This window comes from Azorhizobium sp. AG788, from assembly GCF_004364705.1.
Lineage (GTDB): Bacteria > Pseudomonadota > Alphaproteobacteria > Rhizobiales > Xanthobacteraceae > Azorhizobium > Azorhizobium caulinodans.
In genome coordinates, this window is record NZ_SOBM01000004.1 from 482,359 (window position 1) to 501,183 (window position 18,825).

The 18,825-nt window shown below is 68.1% G+C and carries 17 protein-coding genes; 13 read left to right on the forward strand and 4 right to left on the reverse strand.

What is annotated here, in order from left to right; genetic code table 11:
* Positions 1-24: 24 nt before the first annotated feature.
* Positions 25-774: a hypothetical protein gene (locus tag DFO45_RS12965; RefSeq protein ID WP_133865175.1), complete on the reverse strand. Its 750-nt coding sequence runs from the start codon at positions 772-774 to the stop codon at positions 25-27.
* Between the two features lie 301 nt (positions 775-1,075).
* On the opposite strand from DFO45_RS12965, the gene DFO45_RS12970 reads away from it, so the two are divergent.
* From DFO45_RS12970 to DFO45_RS12985, 4 genes are all read left to right on the forward strand, one after another.
* Entirely contained in the window at positions 1,076-1,882 is an 807-nt protein-coding gene (locus DFO45_RS12970) for a transporter substrate-binding domain-containing protein (RefSeq protein WP_043879147.1), read from the forward strand.
* A gap of 175 nt (positions 1,883-2,057) precedes the next feature.
* Positions 2,058-2,816: an amino acid ABC transporter permease gene (locus DFO45_RS12975; protein WP_012170365.1), complete on the forward strand. Its 759-nt coding sequence runs from the start codon at positions 2,058-2,060 to the stop codon at positions 2,814-2,816.
* Positions 2,813-3,685: an amino acid ABC transporter permease gene (locus tag DFO45_RS12980; protein WP_133865176.1), complete on the forward strand. Its 873-nt coding sequence runs from the start codon at positions 2,813-2,815 to the stop codon at positions 3,683-3,685. The genes DFO45_RS12975 and DFO45_RS12980 overlap by 4 nt, the downstream gene beginning before the upstream one ends.
* Positions 3,686-3,706: 21 nt before the next feature.
* Entirely contained in the window at positions 3,707-4,486 is a 780-nt protein-coding gene (locus DFO45_RS12985; RefSeq protein ID WP_133865177.1) for an amino acid ABC transporter ATP-binding protein, read from the forward strand.
* Positions 4,487-4,510: 24 nt separating this feature from the next.
* Here DFO45_RS12985 and DFO45_RS12990 read toward each other — a convergent pair whose 3' ends face one another.
* Entirely contained in the window at positions 4,511-5,521 is a 1,011-nt protein-coding gene (locus tag DFO45_RS12990) for an alpha/beta hydrolase (protein ID WP_133865178.1), read from the reverse strand.
* 77 nt (positions 5,522-5,598) lie between these two features.
* Positions 5,599-6,408, reverse strand: a complete 810-nt coding sequence (locus tag DFO45_RS12995) for a CoA ester lyase (RefSeq protein ID WP_133865179.1) — start codon at positions 6,406-6,408, stop codon at positions 5,599-5,601.
* A 149-nt stretch (positions 6,409-6,557) separates the two neighbouring features.
* Between DFO45_RS12995 and DFO45_RS13000 the strand changes: the two genes are divergently transcribed.
* The 3 genes from DFO45_RS13000 to DFO45_RS13010 all read left to right on the forward strand — a co-directional run bounded on the left by DFO45_RS13000 (position 6,558) and on the right by DFO45_RS13010 (position 9,378).
* Positions 6,558-7,697 (forward strand): CaiB/BaiF CoA-transferase family protein, encoded by a 1,140-nt coding sequence (locus DFO45_RS13000; RefSeq protein WP_133865180.1) that lies wholly within the window; start codon positions 6,558-6,560, stop codon positions 7,695-7,697.
* The gene (locus DFO45_RS13005) at positions 7,694-8,377 is read left to right on the forward strand and encodes a class I SAM-dependent methyltransferase (RefSeq protein WP_133865181.1); all 684 of its coding nucleotides are present in this window, start codon (positions 7,694-7,696) and stop codon (positions 8,375-8,377) included. Before DFO45_RS13000 ends, DFO45_RS13005 begins: the two co-directional genes overlap by 4 nt.
* A gap of 62 nt (positions 8,378-8,439) precedes the next feature.
* Positions 8,440-9,378 (forward strand): LysR substrate-binding domain-containing protein, encoded by a 939-nt coding sequence (locus tag DFO45_RS13010; RefSeq protein WP_133865182.1) that lies wholly within the window; start codon positions 8,440-8,442, stop codon positions 9,376-9,378.
* Positions 9,379-9,398: 20 nt separating this feature from the next.
* On the opposite strand, the gene DFO45_RS13015 is transcribed toward DFO45_RS13010, so the two are convergent.
* On the reverse strand, positions 9,399-11,201 hold the full coding sequence (locus DFO45_RS13015) for a class I poly(R)-hydroxyalkanoic acid synthase (RefSeq protein ID WP_245518080.1): 1,803 nt from the start codon (positions 11,199-11,201) through the stop codon (positions 9,399-9,401).
* Between the two features lie 154 nt (positions 11,202-11,355).
* Here DFO45_RS13015 and DFO45_RS13020 point away from each other — a divergent pair, with 154 nt between their 5' ends.
* The 6 genes from DFO45_RS13020 (at position 11,356) to recJ (ending at position 18,823) form a co-directional block, all read left to right on the forward strand.
* Positions 11,356-11,691, forward strand: a complete 336-nt coding sequence (locus tag DFO45_RS13020) for a hypothetical protein (RefSeq protein ID WP_133865183.1) — start codon at positions 11,356-11,358, stop codon at positions 11,689-11,691.
* A 184-nt stretch (positions 11,692-11,875) separates the two neighbouring features.
* Positions 11,876-13,093, forward strand: a complete 1,218-nt coding sequence (locus DFO45_RS13025) for an LL-diaminopimelate aminotransferase (protein ID WP_012170375.1) — start codon at positions 11,876-11,878, stop codon at positions 13,091-13,093.
* Positions 13,094-13,213: 120 nt separating this feature from the next.
* On the forward strand, positions 13,214-14,524 hold the full coding sequence (locus tag DFO45_RS13030) for a homoserine dehydrogenase (RefSeq protein ID WP_133865184.1): 1,311 nt from the start codon (positions 13,214-13,216) through the stop codon (positions 14,522-14,524).
* A gap of 7 nt (positions 14,525-14,531) precedes the next feature.
* Positions 14,532-15,515, forward strand: coding sequence for a class II fructose-bisphosphatase (glpX, locus tag DFO45_RS13035; RefSeq protein WP_133865185.1), 984 nt, complete (start codon positions 14,532-14,534; stop codon positions 15,513-15,515).
* A gap of 239 nt (positions 15,516-15,754) precedes the next feature.
* Positions 15,755-16,894 (forward strand): NAD(P)/FAD-dependent oxidoreductase, encoded by a 1,140-nt coding sequence (locus DFO45_RS13040; protein WP_133865186.1) that lies wholly within the window; start codon positions 15,755-15,757, stop codon positions 16,892-16,894.
* 117 nt (positions 16,895-17,011) lie between these two features.
* Entirely contained in the window at positions 17,012-18,823 is a 1,812-nt protein-coding gene (gene recJ / locus DFO45_RS13045; RefSeq protein WP_133865187.1) for a single-stranded-DNA-specific exonuclease RecJ, read from the forward strand.
* The last annotated feature ends 2 nt before the right edge of the window (positions 18,824-18,825 follow it).

The window sequence follows — 18,825 nt, forward strand, 5'->3', positions numbered from 1 at the left end:
GCGCCCCAGACGGGAGATCAAGAGTTAGGTCGCGATGGCAGCGGTGTCCATGGCCCGCGTCCGGGTCGCGCGATCGCTCGCCCAAATCCAGAGCGCTGCCGCCAGCAGCAGCGAAAAGCCGATGGGGCCGTGCGGGGAAGCATGCGCCACCTGGATCTCCCAGCCGAAGCCCACGAGCAGCAGGGCTGCGGGCCAAGGCGCGCGGCGCGTGAGAACCAGCGCCAGCGCGGCGCTGACGGCGGCGATGAAGATGGCCCACGAGCCGCCGAGACTGATGACCGAGCCGATGCCGCCGGTGAGCGGATCCACCCAGTCGGCATTCAGCAGCTTGATGGCGCCGGCCGCCTCGTCCGCGGTCATGGCACCGGAGGTGCGCATGGATTCCACATTGAGGATCGAGCGGCCGAGGCCGATGCCGCCGATGGAATCAAGCGCCGTGTAGAAAATGAGGAACGCGAAGGTGGCGATGCGGGCCAGCCAGGCGAGGCCGCCCGCCACACCGCCCTCGATGGGCGCCATCAAGCGCCACAGGCCGACGGAGACGAGGCCGATCATCGGCAACTGGATGACGTGCAGCGTCACCCACCAGCGGGGGCCGAAATAGGCCAGCGCCATATGCTCGGGCTTGTAGGGCTGCTCGACGCACAGGAAGGCGAACATGCCGGGATCTCGGGTGAAGTTCGCCGGATGGAAAAGCTGGATGGACACAAGGACGATTGGTGCAATCACCAGCGTCAGCCAGAACAGAAGTCGATCCGAAAGCCTGTGTCCCATGCCGACTCCGTCGCATCTGCTGGTTGAATCTTAATGGCTTGCGGCCACCCGTCCATCATGCAGTGTGCACGGACGGTTGTATTCATGGCTGCATATTTTTTGTGCGCGACGACCGCCGCCATGTCATGCTGGAAAGGCGGATGCCGTAAGGTCCGGTTCGGCGGGAGCGTTGCATGAGGCGCGCGCTCGACTGGCTTGGTTCTTGCTGTGGCGTCGGCAGTCCCGCGTGAGTCTCGCCTCGCCGGTTCTGAATAATCGCGGCTCGGGGAGCTCAGCCCTCGGCCCAGGATGGGGATCCTCCATGAAAAAGCTTCTGATTGCGTCCGCCCTTGCCCTGCTCGCGGGCACCGTGGCGGCTTCCGCCGACGTGCTGGACAAGATCAAGGAGAAGGGCGTCCTGACGGTTGGCGTGAAGGCCGACTACAAGCCGTTCGGCTTCCGCGATCCCTCGGGCGCCATCGTCGGCATCGAGCCGGATCTGGCCGCCGACGTCGCCAAGCGCCTCGGCGTGAAGCTGGAGCTGGTGCCGGTGGTCTCCGCCAACCGCATCGAGTTCCTCCAGCAGGGCAAGATCGACCTGATGATCGCCACCATGTCCGACAAGCCGGAGCGCCGGAAGGTCGTGCTGGCCATCGACCCGCCCTATTATTCCGACGCGGTGAACATCCTTCTGTCCAAGAAGGTGAAGAACGTCACCAAGTGGGAAGACCTGAAGGGCAAGGTGCTCTGCGGCACCTCGGGCGCTTGGTACAACAAGGACGTGTCCACCAAGTACGGCGCCGAGGTGAAGGCCTTCGACGGCTCCGAGAAGCCGCTGTTCGCGCTCAAGGGCGGCGAATGCATCGGCTACCTGTATGACCAGACCTTCATTCAGGGCAAGCTGCTCGACGCCGAGTGGACCGCCGACTACGCGATGCCGCTGCCGGGCGTGATGGAAGCCCCGTGGATTCTCGCGGTGGCGCCGGGCGAGGACAAGTTCGCCAAGTTCATGACCGACACCACCCTCGACTGGATGAAGACCGGCTTCATCGTGAACGAGGAGAAGAAGTGGGGCATCGAGCCGACCGACTATTCCAAGCGCATGCACGAAGAGAAGAAAGGCTCCTGAGCCCAAAGGGGCGCGCGGCTTCGGCGGCGCGCCCTTCTGTGTACAGAACCGGCTTTCCGGACGCCCCCGCGGGCAAGCGGGTTTCCTGATGGTGAAAAATGTGTCAGGGGCCAAGCCTGCGGCAGGCTCCGGCCACCCGCCGCTCTCCCTCCTTCCCTGATCGACGGGCTGATCCATGGATCTCGTCGCGGAGTGGTTCCGCAACCTCTACGACACGACCGGCATCAACCTGACCATCGTCTATGATGCCTACGACCGGCAGCGCTTCGTGTCCGGCGTCGGCATGACGATCTATCTGTCGGTGGTGTCGATCCTCATCTCCATCGTCATCGGTGCCATCGGCGCCTGGGCGCAGGGCTCGCCCGTGCGCGCCATCCGCGCGCTGGTGAACGGCTTCGTCGTCCTGTTCCGCAACACCCCGCCGCTGGTGCAGATCTTCTTCTTCTACTTCGGCCTCGGGCAGATCCTGCCGCGGGTGGAGAATGACGACGGCATGATGGTGCAGATGATCTCCAACGTGCAGTGGGCGATCATCTCTCTGTCCCTCTTCGCCGGTGCCTATAACGTCGAGATCTTCCGCTCCGGTCTCGAGGCGGTGCCGCGCACCACGTCGGAGGCCGCCGAGGCGCTGGGCTATACGCGCATCGGCGTCTATCGCCACGTGCTGCTGCCGCTCGCTTTGCGCATCTGCCTGCCGGCGCTGAACAACAATCTCGTCAATCTGCTCAAGACCACCACGCTCGCCTATGCCATCGCCGTGCCGGAGACGCTCTATGTCTCCAAGCAGATCTGGAACGACAGCCAGAACGTGCCGGTGATGATGGTGGTTCTGCTGCTGGTCTATACCGGCCTCGTGGGCATCCTCGTCTACATCATGCATCGCTGGGAACGGGCGCTCGCCATTCCCGGCTATGGCCAGGGAGCGGCCTCATGAGCGGCGCGCCGTCCTCCACCGGCACCCTGCCGGCCAGCCCTCTTCCCGTCCTGCTGCCGTTCCGGCTTGGCGAACGCCAGCGGCGCTTTCCGCCATGGCGGATCACTTTGCTCCATGCGGCCGGCATCGTCGGCATCGGCCTCGTGGTCGCCGGCGGCGCCCATGCGCAGGGCGCACCGGGCCAGCTTTCCGCCTTCGGGGTGATCTGGAAGTGGTTCCCGCTGCTCATGTGGGGCTTCGGGTTCAACATCCTGATCTCTGTGCTGTCCATGGCCTTGGGCACGGTGGCGGGTCTCGGCCTCGGCCTTGCCGCCATCAGCCAGTCGGCGCCGCTGCGCCAGACGGCGTGGGGCGCGACGCAGTTCTTCCGCAACGCGCCATGGCTGGTGCTGCTGTTCTTCGCCATGTTCATGATCCCGTTCCAGTTCACCATCCTGGGCAAGACCATCCCCTTCCCGGACTGGGTGAAGGCGGTGATCGGCTTCGCCCTGCCGGTGATGGCGAACATGGCGGAGATCGTGCGCGGCGCCGTGAAGTCGCTGCCGAGCGGCCAGTGGGAGGCGGCGGAATCGCTCGCCTTCTCCCGCCGCCAGACGCTGTGGATGATCATCCTGCCGCAGTGCGTGAAGCGCATGCTGCCGCCTTGGATGAACCTCTACACGCTGGTCACCATGGCGACCGTGCAGGCCTCCATCGTGGGCGTCACCGAAATGCTCACCCTCATCGCGCAGGTGCATGCGGCCGAGGGCGGACGGCCTGACCTGCTGGCGCCGCTCTACGGCTTCGCCATGCTCTGCTTCTTTGTCTACTGCTACCCCATCGAGCGCTTCACGCTTTACCTTGAGCGGCGCTTCCAACTTCACCAATGATTGCCGTGCCGGAGACGCGCCTTGGCCGCCCCCACTTCCACTCCTGAGAATGAATTCGGCTGGACCCCGGACCAGCCGCTCGTCCGCGTGGTGGACGTGCACAAGTCCTTCGGCTCGCTCGAGGTGCTCAAGGGCGTCTCGCTCGACGTGCGCAAGGGCGAGGTGATCTGCATCATCGGCCCGTCCGGCTCGGGCAAGTCCACGCTGATCCGCTGCATCAACGCCCTCGTGCCTATCGACAGCGGCACCATCCGCGTCGAGGGGCAGGAGGTGAACGATCCCAAGCTCGACAAGCTGGCGCTGCGCCGCAAGGTCGGCATGGTGTTCCAGCAGTACAACCTCTTCCCCCACCGCACGGCACTCCAGAACGTGATGATGGCGCCCGTCCACGTGCTGAAGCAGAGCCGCAAGGAAGTGGAGGAGCGGGCCCGGGCACTGCTTGCCAAGGTGCGCCTTCAGGGCAAGGAGAACGCCTATCCCGGCCAGCTCTCCGGCGGCCAGCAGCAGCGCGTCGCCATCGCCCGCTCGCTCGCCATGAAGCCGGACGTGATGCTGTTCGACGAGGTGACGGCAGCGCTGGACCCTGAGACGGTCAAGGAGGTGCTCGTCACCATCCGCGAACTGGCGGAAGAGGGCATGACCTGCATTCTCGTGACCCACGAGATGGGCTTTGCCCGCGAGGTGGCGGACCACATCTATTTCACCGACAAGGGCCTCATCGTGGAACACGGCCCGCCGGCCGAGTTCTTCGCCAATCCCAAGGACGAGCGCACCAAGGCCTTCCTCGGCCAGGTGCTCTGAGAGCCGTCCCGCCGAGGCCGGCGCTCAGGGCTGCGGCACGAGAGGCCGCCGGCTCGCCTCGGCGAACAGGGGACGGCGCGCGGGCGCGGTGGCGAACTGCGTTTCCGCATGCGCCACCTCGTCGATGGCGGCCATCACCTCGGCCTGCGCGAAGTGGTGCACCATGTGACCCGCGTTCGGGATGACGCGGAGCGTGCTCTGGCGGATCTGGGCATGCAGGCGCTCCGAATGATAGGAGGCCGAGACCAGCCGGTCCTCGCCCCCCACCACGATGGCCACCGGCATGTCGAGGCCGTGATAGCGCAGCATGTTCTCCTGCGTGGCCGCGTTGAGGCGGGAGACGTCATCCGCCACCGCCACCAACTGCCAGGGCCGGAGCGTCATGCCCTGCATGACCGGCGTGAACAGGGCGGGCACGGGGTTTGGGCCGTAGATGTCCTCCATCATCTGCGGCCAGAAAAGACGCAGCAGCGGCGGCATCAGCGTGTAGTTGAGGGTCTCGTTGAGGCCTGGCGTCGCCAGCGCGCTGGTCAGCTTCATGTCCAGGCGCGGATCGGGGTAATAAAAGCCGGAGATCAGCACGAGCCCGCCGGCAAGGGATGGGTCCTGCAGGGCCATATTGACGGCCACCTGCGCGCCGAAGGAATGCCCGACCAGAATGGCATGGGAGACGCCGAGCCGGGCCAGCGCGCCGCGCAGCAGTTCGGCCTGCCGCTGCGGCGTCCAGGCGATGTCGCGCGGGCGCGGCGTGGTGCCATAGCCCGGCCGGTCGAAGGCGATGACCCGATAGCGCCGCGCCGCTTCCTTCAGAAGCCCCGCCAGGGCAAAATCGTTGAGGGATGAGCCGGCACCGTGGATGAAGACCACCGCATCGCCTTCGCCCATCTCCACATAATGCACCGGCACCCCATCGATGCTCACCTCCTGCCCCACATGGGGGCGGGCCGCTTCCGCCTGCCGCGCGCTATAGGTGTTGTAGCCGGCGAGCAAGGCGAGGGTGACGAGCACGAAGGCAAGGATACGGGCGAGGCGCATGGGAACTCCGGACCGCCCGCCGGTGCGGGCGGCGCCACCATGCCACGGGAGCGCGGTCGACGCGAAATGCCTGCGGCTCAGCCGATCTCCGCACGCTTCAGGATCTGCTCGGCTCGAATCCGGACCGGCGCATCCACCATGGCGCCATCCACCTTCACCGCCCCTTCGGATGCCGCAGCAAGGATGCGCTGCGCCCAGGCGATGTCCGAGGGGCTTGGCGCAAAGCCAGAGAGGACTGGGGCGATCTGGCTCGGATGGATGCACAGCTTGCCGGCAAAGCCGAGCCCGGCGGCATAAGCGGCATCGTCCCGCGCCAGCGTTGCGTCCGCGACCGTCGCCGTGACGCCGTCGATGGGGCCGGCGCGGCGGGCAAGGCGGGAGGCGAGCACGAGTTCCGAGCGCGCCATCAGCAAGGCCTCGCGGCTGTGGCTGCTGCCGAGATCGGCGCAATAGTCGATGGAGCCGAAGGCGAGCCGGGCGACCCCATGGGTGGCCGCGAGCGCGCGCGCATTGGCAAGGCCCAGCGCGCTCTCGATGAGCGCGATCACCGGCACGTCCGGCACGGCCGCATGGACGGTCGAGATGTTCTGCGCCTGCTCGGCCTTGGGCAGGATGATGCCGCTGAGGCGCAGCCGGCGGGCGAGGGCGAGGTCGTCCGCGAGGAAGGGGGTGCCGCAGCCATTGATGCGCAGCAGCAGCCGGCCCTCTGTCGGCCAGTGGGCGGCGATGGCGTCGCGGGCCTTGCCCTTGTCGGCGGGCGCCACCGCATCCTCCAGATCGACGATCACCGCATCGGCCCCGGCGGCGAGCGCCTTGCCGAAGCGCTCCGGCCGATCACCGGGCACGAACAGCGCTACGAGGCGCTCGGTATGAAGGAAGGTGGTCATGGGCAGCCCCCCGCTGTCGGACGGCGCCTAAAGTGCCGTGCGCGGACGCTGGGGCAAATAGCAAAATCAAAGCGCCGCCATCGCAAAGTCCTATGGGCGCGCACAGGCACTGGGCCGGTAGCTTTCGCGGGGGTGTGAGGAGAACGGACATGGCGGGCGATCTCGACGGCCTCCTGGTGGTCAGCGTGGAGCAGGCGGTGGCGGCGCCCTATGTCTCCGGGCGGCTGGCCGAGGCAGGGGCGCGGGTCATCAAGGTGGAGCGGCCCGAAGGCGATTTCGCCCGGGGGTACGACCATCTCGTACAGGGGGAGAGCGCCTATTTCGTCTGGCTGAACCGGGGCAAGCAATCGGTCTGCCTCGACCTGCGCCTCGAAGCGGACAAGGCCCTGCTGGCGAATCTCATCGCAAGGGCCGACGTCTTCATCCAGAATCTCGCCCCCGGCGCGGTGGCCCGCCTCGGCTTCGATCCGGAGGCGTTGCGGGCCGCGCATCCGCGCCTCATCACCTGCTCCATCTCCGGCTATGGGGAGGAGGGGCCGTACCGCGATCTCAAGGCGTACGACCTGCTCGTGCAGGCGGAGACGGGCCTCTCCTCCATCACGGGCACGGCGGAGGAGATGGCGCGGGTCGGCGTGTCCGTCTGTGACATTGCCGCCGGCATGACCGCCTTCCAGTCCATTCTTCAGGCGCTCTATGCGCGCGAGCGGACCGGGCAGGGGCGGCACATCGCCGTGTCGCTCTTCCATGCGCTCGCCGACTGGATGAACGTGCCCTATCTCCAGTACGCCTATGGCGGCCGCACGCCGCCGCGCGCCGGCCTTTCCCATCCCACCATCGCGCCCTACGGCGCCTATGCCTGCGGTGACGGGCGTTCGGTGCTCTTCTCCATCCAGAACGAGCGCGAGTGGGCGGCCTTCTGCCGCGAGGTGCTGCGCGCGCCGCAGCTCGCGGACGATCCGCGCTTCCGGGACAATTCCGCCCGCGTCGCGGCCCGGCCGGCGCTCGATGCCGTCATCGCCGAGGTGTTCGGTGCTCTCGGCCGGGACGCGGTGGTGGCGCGGCTGGAGGCGGCGCGCATCGCTTATGGCCGGGTTTCCACCCTGGCCGACCTCGCGGCGCATCCACAAAACCGATATGTGTCTGTGGAAACGCCGTCCGGCCCGGTGCGCATGCTGGGAGCGGGCGCGCTTGTGGATGGAATGTTGCCGCAGCCCGGTCCCGTGCCGGCCCTCGGCGCCCAGACGCAGGCCGTCCGCGCGGAGTTCGGCGGAAGAGGGAGTACAGAATGAGCCGTCCGGTCCGCACCAGCCTGTCCGTCATCGAAGACGCTCTGGGCCCGCTCGAAGGCAAGCATGTCCTCGACCTTGGCTGCGGCCACGGCGCGCTTGCCAAGGCGCTGGTGCGGCGCGGGGCGGAGGTGACGGGTGTTGATCCGCAGATCGAGGCGGTGGAGGCAGCCGAACAGGCGGTGCCGGAAGCGCGCTTCGTCCAGGCGGGCGCGGAGCATCTGCCCCATCGCGATGGCCTGTTCGGTGCGGTGGTGATCCTCAATGCCCTGCACCACGTGCCGGCGCCCCTCATGCGCGCGGCGCTGCGCGAGGCGGTGCGGGTGAGCGCGGGGCCCGTTCTGGTGATCGAGCCGCTGGCCGAGGGTTCCTTCTTCGAGGCGGTGCGGCTGGTGGACGACGAGACCGAAGTCCGCGCGCTGGCGCAGGCGGCGCTCACCGATGCGATTGCCGCGGGCGACGTCACCCTCGTGCGCATGGAGGAGTATGAGGACCACCGCGCTTTTTCCGGTCCCGAAGCCCTGTTGCGCAAGATCGTGGAGGTGGACCCCGCCCGCGCCGAGATCGCCGCCCGCCGGGCGCCGGAGGTGGCGGACGTGGTGCGCGCGGTGGCCGAGCCGCAGGGCGAGGGCTTCGTCCTCATCCAGCCCCACCGCGCCCATCTGCTGCGCCGCCCGTCATAGGTTTGCGCGCAGCTCCGGCGCGGGGATAGACTGAAAACTTATCCCCTGCCGGAGCCTGATCCTTGGACCTGCGCCAGCTTCGCTACTTTCTCGGCATCGTGGAGGCGGGCTCCTTCTCCAAGGCCGCGCAGCGTTTGCATGTGGCCCAGCCGGCGCTGAGCCAGCATGTGCGCAACATGGAACTGGACCTCGGCGTCGAGCTGCTGTTCCGCACGCCGCAGGGCGTCACCGTGACCGAGGCGGGCGAGACGCTGCTGCGCCATGCCCGCGCCGTGCTCGCCCAAGTGGCGGTGGCCCGCGAGGAGGTCATCGCCCGGCAGGCGGAGCCGGAAGGCGAGGTGCGCTTCGGCCTGCCGGGCACCATTTCCGAGCGCATCTGCGTGCCGCTGATTCTGGAGGCCCGCCGCCGCTTTCCGAAGGTGAAGCTGCGGATCGCCGAGGCCATGAGCGGCTTCGTGCTGGACTGGCTGCGCGAGGGCAAGATCGACCTCGGCGTGCTCTATCGCACGGTCTCGGATCGCAGGCTGGGCGCTCGTCTCGTGCTGCGCGAGGATCTGTGCCTGCTCGGCCCGGCAACGCCTCTGGCCCCCGAGCCACGCCTAAGCAAGGGCCATGTGTCGCTGGCCGCCGTGGGCGCGCTGCCGCTCATCCTGCCGAGCCCCGGCCACGGCCTGCGCGATCTTCTGGACGAGAGCGCGGCGGCGGCTGGCGCCGAACTCTCCACCGTCACCGATCTCGACACCTACGGCCAGATCAAGCTGCTGGTGGAGGCGGGGGTCGGCTATTCCATCCTGCCGGTGGCGGCCGTGCGCCGCGAGGTGGACGAGGGACGGTTGCGCACCTGGCCAATCGGCACCCCCGCGCTGACCCGCGACCTGCATCTGGTGCACCCCGCCGATCGACCGCTGGGCAATGCGGTGCGGGCGGTGGAGCAACTGGCGCTCGGCATCCTTCAGGAGCAGGTGCGCGACGGCACATGGCCGGCGACGCTCGCCGACTGAGGCGAGCGACACCCTGCCGCTCAGGCCTTCTCGCGCACGTAGCGGCCCGGGGCATCCTCGATGGGATTGAAGGCGGTGCCGCCCGGTTCGCGGGCAGGGACCTCGTCCGGATGCAGGGTGCTGAACCACTGCGCCCAATCCGGCCACCACGAGCCCTTGTGCTCCTGCGCCCCCTTCAGCCAGACGTCATAGTCCCCGCCGGTCGGACCGCCGGTCCAGTATTGGTACTTGTGCTTCACCGGCGGATTGACCACGCCCGCAATATGGCCGGACCCGGCCAGCACGAAGCGCACGGGGCCGCCGAGCAGGCCTGCGCCGATATAAGCGGAGTTGGGCGGCGCGATATGGTCCTCGCGGGTGGCGAGCGAATAGACCGGGATCGTGACCTTGCCCATGTCGATCTTCACGCCCGCGATCTCCGCCAGCCCCTTGGCGATGTTGTTCTGGAGATAGCAGTTGCGCAGGTAATAGGAGTGGTTCGCCGCCGGCATCCGCGTGGAATCAGCGTTCCAGAACAGAAGATCGAAGGGGAAGGGCTGTTTCCCCTTGAGATAATTGTTCACCACATAGGGCCAGATGAGGTCGTTGGACCGCAGCATGTTGAAGGCGTCGGCCATCTTGCGTCCTTCAAGATAGCCCATCTCCTTCATGCGACGCTCGATGACCGAGAGCTGCGCCTCGTCCACGAAGACCTTGAGATCGCCCGCGTGGGTGAAGTCGATCTGGGTGGTGAGGAAGGTGGAACTCGCCACCCGGTCATCTCCGGTCGCCGCCATGTAGGCAAGCGTGACCGCGAGCAGCGTGCCGCCCACGCAATAGCCGATGGTGTGCGCCTGATGTTCGCCGGTCGCCTTCTCCACCGCATCGAGCGCGGCGAAGATGCCATCGCGCATATAGTCGTCGAAGCCCTTGTCGGCGAGACGGGCGTCCGGATTGACCCACGAGATGACGAAGACCGTCAGCCCCTGATCCACCATCCACTTGATGAGGGATTTTTCGGGTGTCAGGTCGAGGATGTAGAACTTGTTGATCCAGGGCGGCACGATCAGCACCGGCGTCTTCTTCACGCTGGGCGTCGAGGGCGCATACTGGATGAGCTGCATCAGCTCGGTCTCGAAGATGACCTTGCCGGGGCTGAGCGCCAGATTGCGGCCCACCTCGAAGGCGCTCATATCCGTCTGGCGGATCTTGAGGTCGCCTTTGCCCTCCACCAAATCCTCGGCCAGATTCTTCATGCCGCGCACGAGGTTCTCGCCGCTGGAGGAGAGCGTCTCGCGGATCAGCTCCGGATTGGTCATGAGGAAGTTCGAGGGCGCCACCGCATTCGAGAGCTGGCGCACCAGGAATTCGGCCTTGTGCTTGGTGTGGGGATCGAGCCCCTCGGCCTCCTTGACCATGGACTCGGCCCAGTTGCTGGTCACGAGATAGGTCTGCTTCAAGGCGTCGAAGAACGGGCTTTCCCATTCCGGGTCCTTGAAGCGGCCGTCCTTGGGGTCGGCCTTCGCGATGGGCTCGGCCTTCTCGCCGGAGAGCTTCTGGAGCGCCCCCGCCCAGACGCCCATGTAGCCCATCATGAGGCGCGACTGGGCCTCGAAGGAGCGCTTTGGATCGGACATCCAGTAATTGGCCACCTCGCCGATGGTCTTGAGCGCATCGGCGATATCGTCCGCCATGTCGTCCGGCTTGCCCTCCTCGCGCGGACGCATGTAGGCAGCAACGGCCTTGCCGCCTTCCTCCACCATCTTCGCAAGGTTCTGGGCGAACGCCTCCATGTTTACGGAGGCAGGGCGCTCTGTCGTGGTCACGTCGCTCGGCGAGGCCATGGGGATTCCTTGAGACGATTCCGTCCTTTATAGATCGTTTTCCCGACGGATCTGTTTCGCGCCGTCAGCTTTGGCCATATTAATGCGGCCAGCAAGCGGGGGCGAGTGGCAGACGGGCGCAGGTCCGTCGAGACGCGTGAGGGATAGGATGGTCATGAGGCCACAAGGGGGCGCGCTGCGCCGGGCGGACAGGACGACGGGCGCGCGCCGGCTGGCGCTGCGGGCCGGGCGATTCGCCGCGGTCGTCGCTGCCGCCGCGCTGCTCGCCGGGTGTGCTGCGGGGCCGGATTCGCCCTTCGCCGTCTTCCAGCCGCGGGTGCCGGACCTGCCGAAGGTGGACCCCGCCGCCTATCCCAACCTCTCGACCCCGGATGTCGCCCGCAAGCCCACCCTCACGCCCGAGGCGCAGGCCAAGCTCCAGAAGGATCTGGAGCGGGTGTCCAAGGATCAGGGCAACAGTGTCCTTCAGTCCATCGAGAAGGGCCCCTAGAGGCTCAAGCTCCATTGCGCGCAATGACCCGCCGTGCGGCGGGCTTCGTTGCGTTGCAGCATGCCGAAGCGGGGGTCGAGGCCCTGAATGCACCGCTTTGGGTGGTTTTTGATTCACGGAAGAGTGCTAAAAGGGCCGTTCGCCGCGCCGGGAGGACAAGCGCGCGGCCTTTGGAGCTCGTGTCATGACTGACTTTCACCGTATTCGCCGGCTGCCGCCTTATGTCTTCGAGCAGGTGAACCGTGTGAAGGCCGCCGCCCGCAACAACGGCGTGGACATCATCGACCTCGGCATGGGCAATCCCGATCTCGACGCGCCGGCGCACGTGATCGAGAAGCTCAAGGAAACCATCGGCAAGCCGCGCACCGACCGTTACTCGGCCTCGAAGGGCATCCCCGGCCTGCGCCGCGCGCAGGCGGCCTATTACGAGCGCCGCTTCGGCGTGAAGCTCAATCCCGAGACGCAGGTGGTGGCGACGCTCGGCTCGAAGGAAGGCTTCGCCAACATGGCGCAGGCCATCACCGCCCCGGGCGACGTGATCCTGACCCCGAACCCGTCCTATCCCATCCACGCCTTCGGCTTCCTCATGGCCGGCGGCGTCATCCGCTCGGTGCCGGTGGAGCCCGATGCGCAGTTCTTCCACGCCATGGAGCGGGCGGTTCAGCACTCGATCCCCAAGCCCATCGCGGTGGTGGTGTGCTATCCGTCAAACCCCACGGCCACCGTGGCGAACCTCGATTTCTACAAGGACGTGGTGGCGTTCGCGAAGAAGAACGACCTCATCGTTCTCTCCGACCTCGCTTATGCCGAGCTCTATTTCGACGACAACGAGCCGCCGCCCTCCGTGCTCCAGGTGCCGGGCGCCATGGATGTGACGGTGGAGTTCACCTCCATGTCGAAGACCTTCTCCATGGCCGGCTGGCGCATGGGCTTTGCGGTGGGCAATGAGCGGCTCATCGCCGCGCTCGCCCGCGTGAAGTCCTATCTCGACTATGGCGCCTATACGCCCATCCAGGTGGCGGCCACTGCCGCGCTGAACGGCCCGCAGGAGTGCATCGCCGAGATGCGCGAGACCTACAAGCGCCGCCGGGATGCCATGGTGGACAGCTTTGGCCGCGCCGGCTGGACCATTCCCGTGCCCAAGGCGTCCATGTTCGCCTGGGCGCCGATCCCGGAGCCCTTCCGGGCCATGGGCAGCGTGGAATTTTCCAAGCTGCTGATCGAGAAGGCGGAAGTGGCGGTGGCGCCGGGCGTCGGCTTCGGCGAGCACGGCGACGAATATGTGCGCATCGCGGTCGTCGAGAACGAGCAGCGCATCCGTCAGGCGGCACGCAACATCCGCCGCTTCTTCGAGCAGGCCGGCACCCTGCACAATGTGGTGCCGCTGTCCGCCGCCCGTTGATCCGCTGACGGAAGGGGCGTCCCTCAGGGCGTCCCGTGCCAGCCTCGCGCTGGCACCGTGTCTATGATCCCGCCGCGGCCTGCCGGGTCGCGGCTTTCTTACAGGACATATGTTCGTTCCATGAGCCAGTTGAAGATTGGTCTGGCCGGCCTCGGCACGGTCGGCGCCGCCGTGGTTGGGATGCTGGAGCGCCGCGCCGGCGAGATCGCGGCCCGCACCGGCCGTGCCGTCAAGGTGGTCGCCGTCTCCGCCCGCTCGAAGTCCAAGGACCGCGGCGTCGATCTCTCCGCCGTGCGCTGGTATGACGACCCGGTGGAACTCGCCCGCGACCCGGACATCGACGTCTTCGTCGAGCTGATGGGCGGCGAGGGCGATCCGGCCAGGGCGGCGGTCACCGCCGCGCTTCAGGCCGGCCGCGCGGTCGTCACCGCCAACAAGGCGCTGCTTGCCCGCCACGGCCTTGAGCTGGCGAAGATCGCCGAAGCCTCGGGCGGCAGCCTGCATTTCGAGGCGGCGGTGGCCGGCGGCATCCCCATCGTGAAGACGCTACGCGAGGCGCTGGGCGGAAACCGCATCGGCCGCGTGTCCGGCATCCTTAACGGCACCTGCAACTACATTCTCACCCGCATGGCGGACGAGAAGCTGGCCTTCGACACCTGCCTGTCAGAGGCCCAGCGCCTCGGCTATGCGGAGGCTGATCCCACCTTCGACATCGACGGCCACGACACGGCCCACAAGCTGGCCCTGCTCACCAGCCTCGCCTTCGGCACACAGGTGGATGCGGACTCCATCTATGTGGAGGGCATCCGCTCCCTGACCCTCGCCGATCTGGAAGCGGCCGACGAACTCGGCTTCAACGTGAAGCTGCTGGGCGTTGCCGTGCGCACGGACGAAGGCATCGAGCAGCGCGTGCATCCGACCATGGTGCCCAAGGGCTGGCCCATCGCACAGGTCTCCGGCGTCACCAATGCGGTGGCGGTGGATGGGGACGCGGTGAACCTCACCCTCGTCGGTCCCGGTGCCGGCGGCGCGGCCACCGCTTCCGCCGTGGTGGGCGATCTCATCGATGTGGCCAAGGGCAACCGGGGCTTTGCCTTCGGTCTGCCGGTTTCGGCGCTTGAGCCCTGCGAGCGCGCGCCCATGCAGCGCCACGGCGGGGGCTACTACATCCGCCTGGCCGCCGTGAACAAGCCGGGCACCGCCGCCACCATCGCCGGCCGCATGGCGGAGGAGGGCATCTCGCTCGCCTCCATCGTGCAGCGCCAGCCGGCCCGGGCCGCCGGCGCCAAGACGGTGGGCCCCGAGGATGTGGCGGTGATCCTCATCACCTACGCCACCACCGAGGATGCCGTGCGCAAGGCCATCGACGCCATAGAGGCGGACGGGGTCATTGTCGGTCGCCCGCAGGTGATCCGCATCGAGAAGGACTGACGTCTCCATGTCCCGTGTCCCGCCCCAGCTCGACCGCCGTCTCGCCCTCGAACTCGCCCGCGTGACCGAGCGCGCGGCGGTGGCGGCGGCCGTCTATCGCGGGCGTGGCGACGAGCAGGCGGCGGACGAGGCGGCGGCCAACGGCGCCTTCAGCGAACTGTGCGACATGCCCATCTCGGGCGAGGTGGTCATCGGCCCCGGCCTTGAGGGCGAGGTGGCGCACCTGTTCCAGGGCGAGACGGTGGGCCGGGGCGGCGAGGCGGTGGAGATCGCCGCCGATGCCCTTGAAGGCACCACCTTGTGCGCCAAGAACATGCCGGGCTCCATGTCCGTCATGGTCATGGCGGCGCCCGGCGCGCTGCTGAAGGTGCCGCCGGTCTATATGGACAAGGTGGCGGTGGGACCCGGCTATCCCAAGGGTGTGGTCTCGCTCGCGGCCAAGCCCGAGGAGAACATCAGGGCCCTGGCCGAAGCCAAGGGTGTGCCGCCTTCGGAAATCACTGCCCTCGTGCTCGACCGGCCCCGCCATGCGGGGCTGATCGCGGCGGTGCGGGCGGTGGGAGCCTCAGTGAAGCTCATCACCGATGGCGACGTGGCGGGCATCATCCACACCACCGATCCCGCCGGGAGCGGGGTGGACATCTATCTCGGCATCGGGGGCGCGCCGGAAGGCGTGCTGGCCGCCGCCGCCTTGCGCTGCATCGGCGGCCAGATGGAAGGCCGCCTCATCCTCGACAGCGAGGACAAGCGCAGCCTCGCCAAGAAGCTGGGCATCCGCGACGGCAGCAAGGTCTATGGCCTCGAGGACATGGTGCAGGGCGACTGCATCGTCTCGGCCACCGGCGTCACCGACGGTGCGCTGCTGCACGGCGTGCGCATGCTGCGCGGGCGCGTGGTGACCGAAACGCTGCTGATGCGCGCCGCCACCGGCACCGTGCGCCGCATCTCGACCGAGCACCGCGACCCGCAGAAGTTCAACATCGAGGACTGAGCGGGATCGTCGCCCGCGACAGACCAGCCGCGCGGTCGCGCCGGCTTGCCCGGCCGCGCCCGTGCCTGTATCGAAGTCTTCGTCGCGAAAAACGATGCCCGTCCCTCGGGCATCGCGAACACGCCAGCCATGGGGTCTCCCCGGCTCGGCCAGCGTCTCCGAAAGCAACTGCCTGACCATCAGGCTCGCGCACCGTGAGCGTTCCCGCGCTCTGCGGCCGCGACGACTGGAGCGCACCCATGCGAACCCCCGTGACCATCATTGGTGCCGGCCTCGGCGGCCTGACGCTCGCCCGCGTGCTGCAAATGCACGGCGTGAGCGCCACGATTTATGAGGCGGAAGCCTCCCCCGACGCCCGGCCGCAGGGCGGCCTGCTCGACATGCATGCGAACAGCGGCCAGCGGGCGCTGAGGGCCGCAGGGCTGTTCGAGGCCTTCCTCCGCCTCGTGCGCCCGGCGGAAGATGCCAAGCGCATCGTGGACAAGACCGGCCGCATCCTCTTCGACAAGCCCGGCACGGCCTGCGGGGAGCGTCCCGAGGTCGACCGGGGAGACCTTCGGCGGCTGCTGATCGCCTCCCTCGCGCCGCAGACGATCCGGTGGGGCCGCAAGGTCGTGTCGGTCGTGGCGCGCGACGGCGGGCGCCACGAGGTCACCTTTGCCAATGGCGCGACGGTGATGTCCGAACTTCTCGTCGGTGCCGACGGGGCCTGGTCAAAGGTGCGCCCGCGCCTTAGCGACGTGCAGCCGGCCTATACGGGCACCTCGTTCATCGAGACGCTCCTGCCGGCAGGGACCGGCCGCCACGCGGCGAGCGCGGAACTCATCGGCAGCGGCACGCTCATGGCGCTTGCGCCCGGAAAGGGCATCCTGGCGCATCGCAACGCGGACGGCACGTTGCACGCCTATATCGCGTTGAACGAAGCGGAGGATTGGTTCCGCGCGCTGGACTTCAGCGACCCGAGTGGCGCTCTCGCACATGTCGCCGCCTGCTTCGAAGGGTGGGCGCCACCGCTCATCGCACTCATCTGTGAGGGGCGGCAGGCGCCCATTCTGCGTCCCATCCATGCGCTCCCCGCCGGCCTGCGCTGGCCCCGCGTGCCCGGCGTGACGCTTCTGGGCGATGCGGCGCACCTCATGTCCCCGTTCGCCGGCGCGGGCGCGAACCTTGCCATGCTGGACGGCGCGGAATTGGCGGGTGCGATCCTCGCGTCGCCGGATGACACCGAGGCGGCGCTCGCCACCTATGAAGCGGCGCTCTTTCCCCGCAGCGCGGCCGTCGCCGCAACATCGGCGCGCAACCTCGCCTGCTTCTTCGGCGAGACCGCTCCGCAGGGCGTGGCAGACCTGTTTGCGGGGGAGGTCGCCGGCCGGACATGACCGGCCACGGAGGCCACTTTCCCCACGGGCCAAGGCCTCTCTCAACCCGCCCGTCTGCGTGCCACGCGGGGGCGGGTCCCATTTTCAGGCTCGACGCGGCGCAGTTGCTTGGGCTTCATGCCTTTCGTGAACATCGCCCTGACGAATCGTCCCTTCCTGTCCGTCGCTCGCTCGGCCACCGGCCGCACCTGGCGCGACCGGTTGGACGTGCGCGCCTCGCAGATGGCGCTTGCCATCGCCCAGCGGCATTTCGTGCCGGATCTCGTGGCCCGTATCCTCGCTGGGCGGGGTGTCGACATCGACGACGTGCCCGCCTTCCTCGACCCCACCATCAAGGCGCTGCTGCCGGACCCGGACACCCTCACCGACATGGGTGGGGCGGTGGAGCGCATCGCTCGCGCCGTAACCAATGGCGAGCAGGTGGCGGTGTTCGGCGATTATGACGTGGATGGCGCCACCTCCACGGCTCTGCTCGTGGACGTGCTGCGCGGGGCGGGGCTTGATCCCTTCTTCCACATTCCCGACCGCATCTTCGAGGGCTACGGCCCCAATGTGAACGCCATCGAGCAACTGGCGGCGCGGGGCGTGACGCTTCTCATCACGGTGGACTGCGGCACCACCAGCACGGAGCCTCTGGCGGCAGCCCGGCGGCTCGGGCTCGATGTGGTGGTGATTGACCACCATCAGGCGGGCGAGCATCTGCCCGATGCCAACGCCATCGTGAACCCCAACCGGGAGGATGATCTTTCCGGCCTCGGGCATCTGTGCGCGGTGGGCCTCGTCTTCGTGACCGTGGTGGGACTCGTGCGCAAATTGCGCGAGATGGGCCACTGGACCGGCGAGCGCCCCGCGCCGGACCTGCTCGCCGCCCTCGATCTCGTGGCGCTGGGCACGGTGGCGGACGTGGTGCCGCTCAAGGGGCTCAACCGCGCCTTCGTCACCAAGGGCCTCATCGCCCTGCGCCGCCGCCAGCGGCCGGGGCTGACCGCTCTCATGGACGTCTCCCGTCTCGACGGGCCGCCGCGCCCCTGGCACCTCGGCTTCCTGCTCGGTCCGCGCATCAATGCCGGCGGGCGCATTGGCGATGCGACGCTCGGCACGCGCCTGCTGCTGACACAGGATCCCGCCGAGGCGCGCGCCATCGCCGCTGAACTCGACCGCCTCAACACCGAGCGTCAGGCCGTGGAGCAGGGCATCCTCGCGGATGCCGAGGCCGAGGCGCAGGCGGCCATGGGCATCGCGGGCGACGGCGCCTCCACCGTGGTTGTGAGCGGGCAGGGGTGGCACCCCGGCGTGGTCGGCCTCGTCGCCTCGCGCCTCAAGGAGCGTTTCAATCGCCCGGCTTTCGCCATCGCCTTCACCGGCGAGACCGGCACCGGCTCCGGCCGCTCCATTCAGGGCGTCGATCTCGGCAAGGCGGTGCGCGCGGCCGTGGAGGAGGGGCTTCTGGTGAAGGGCGGCGGCCATGCCATGGCGGCCGGCCTCACGGTGGAGAAGGCCCGCCTCGGCGACCTGCGGGCCTTCCTCGAAAACGCGCTCGCCCCCGACGTCGCCAAAGCGGCGGGCGAGGGCACGCTGACCATCGACGGGGCGCTCACGGCCAGCGGCGCCACGCCGGCGCTGCTCGATCAGGTGGCGAAGGCTGGGCCTTTTGGCGCCGGCAATCCCGAGCCGGTCTTTGCCTTCCCCTCCCACCGGCTCACCTATGCGGAGACCTTCGGCAACGGCCATGTGCGCGCCCGCCTCGTGGCCGGCGACGGCACCACGCTCAAGGCCGTGGCCTTCCGCTGCGCCGAGGAGCCGCTGGGCCGCGCCATCCTCAATGCGCGCGGGCGCAACCTGCATGTGGCCGGCGGCCTCGACATGGACCACTGGCAGGGCGAGGCCCGCGTCAGCCTGCGCATGCGGGACGTGGCCGAGGTCGGCTGACG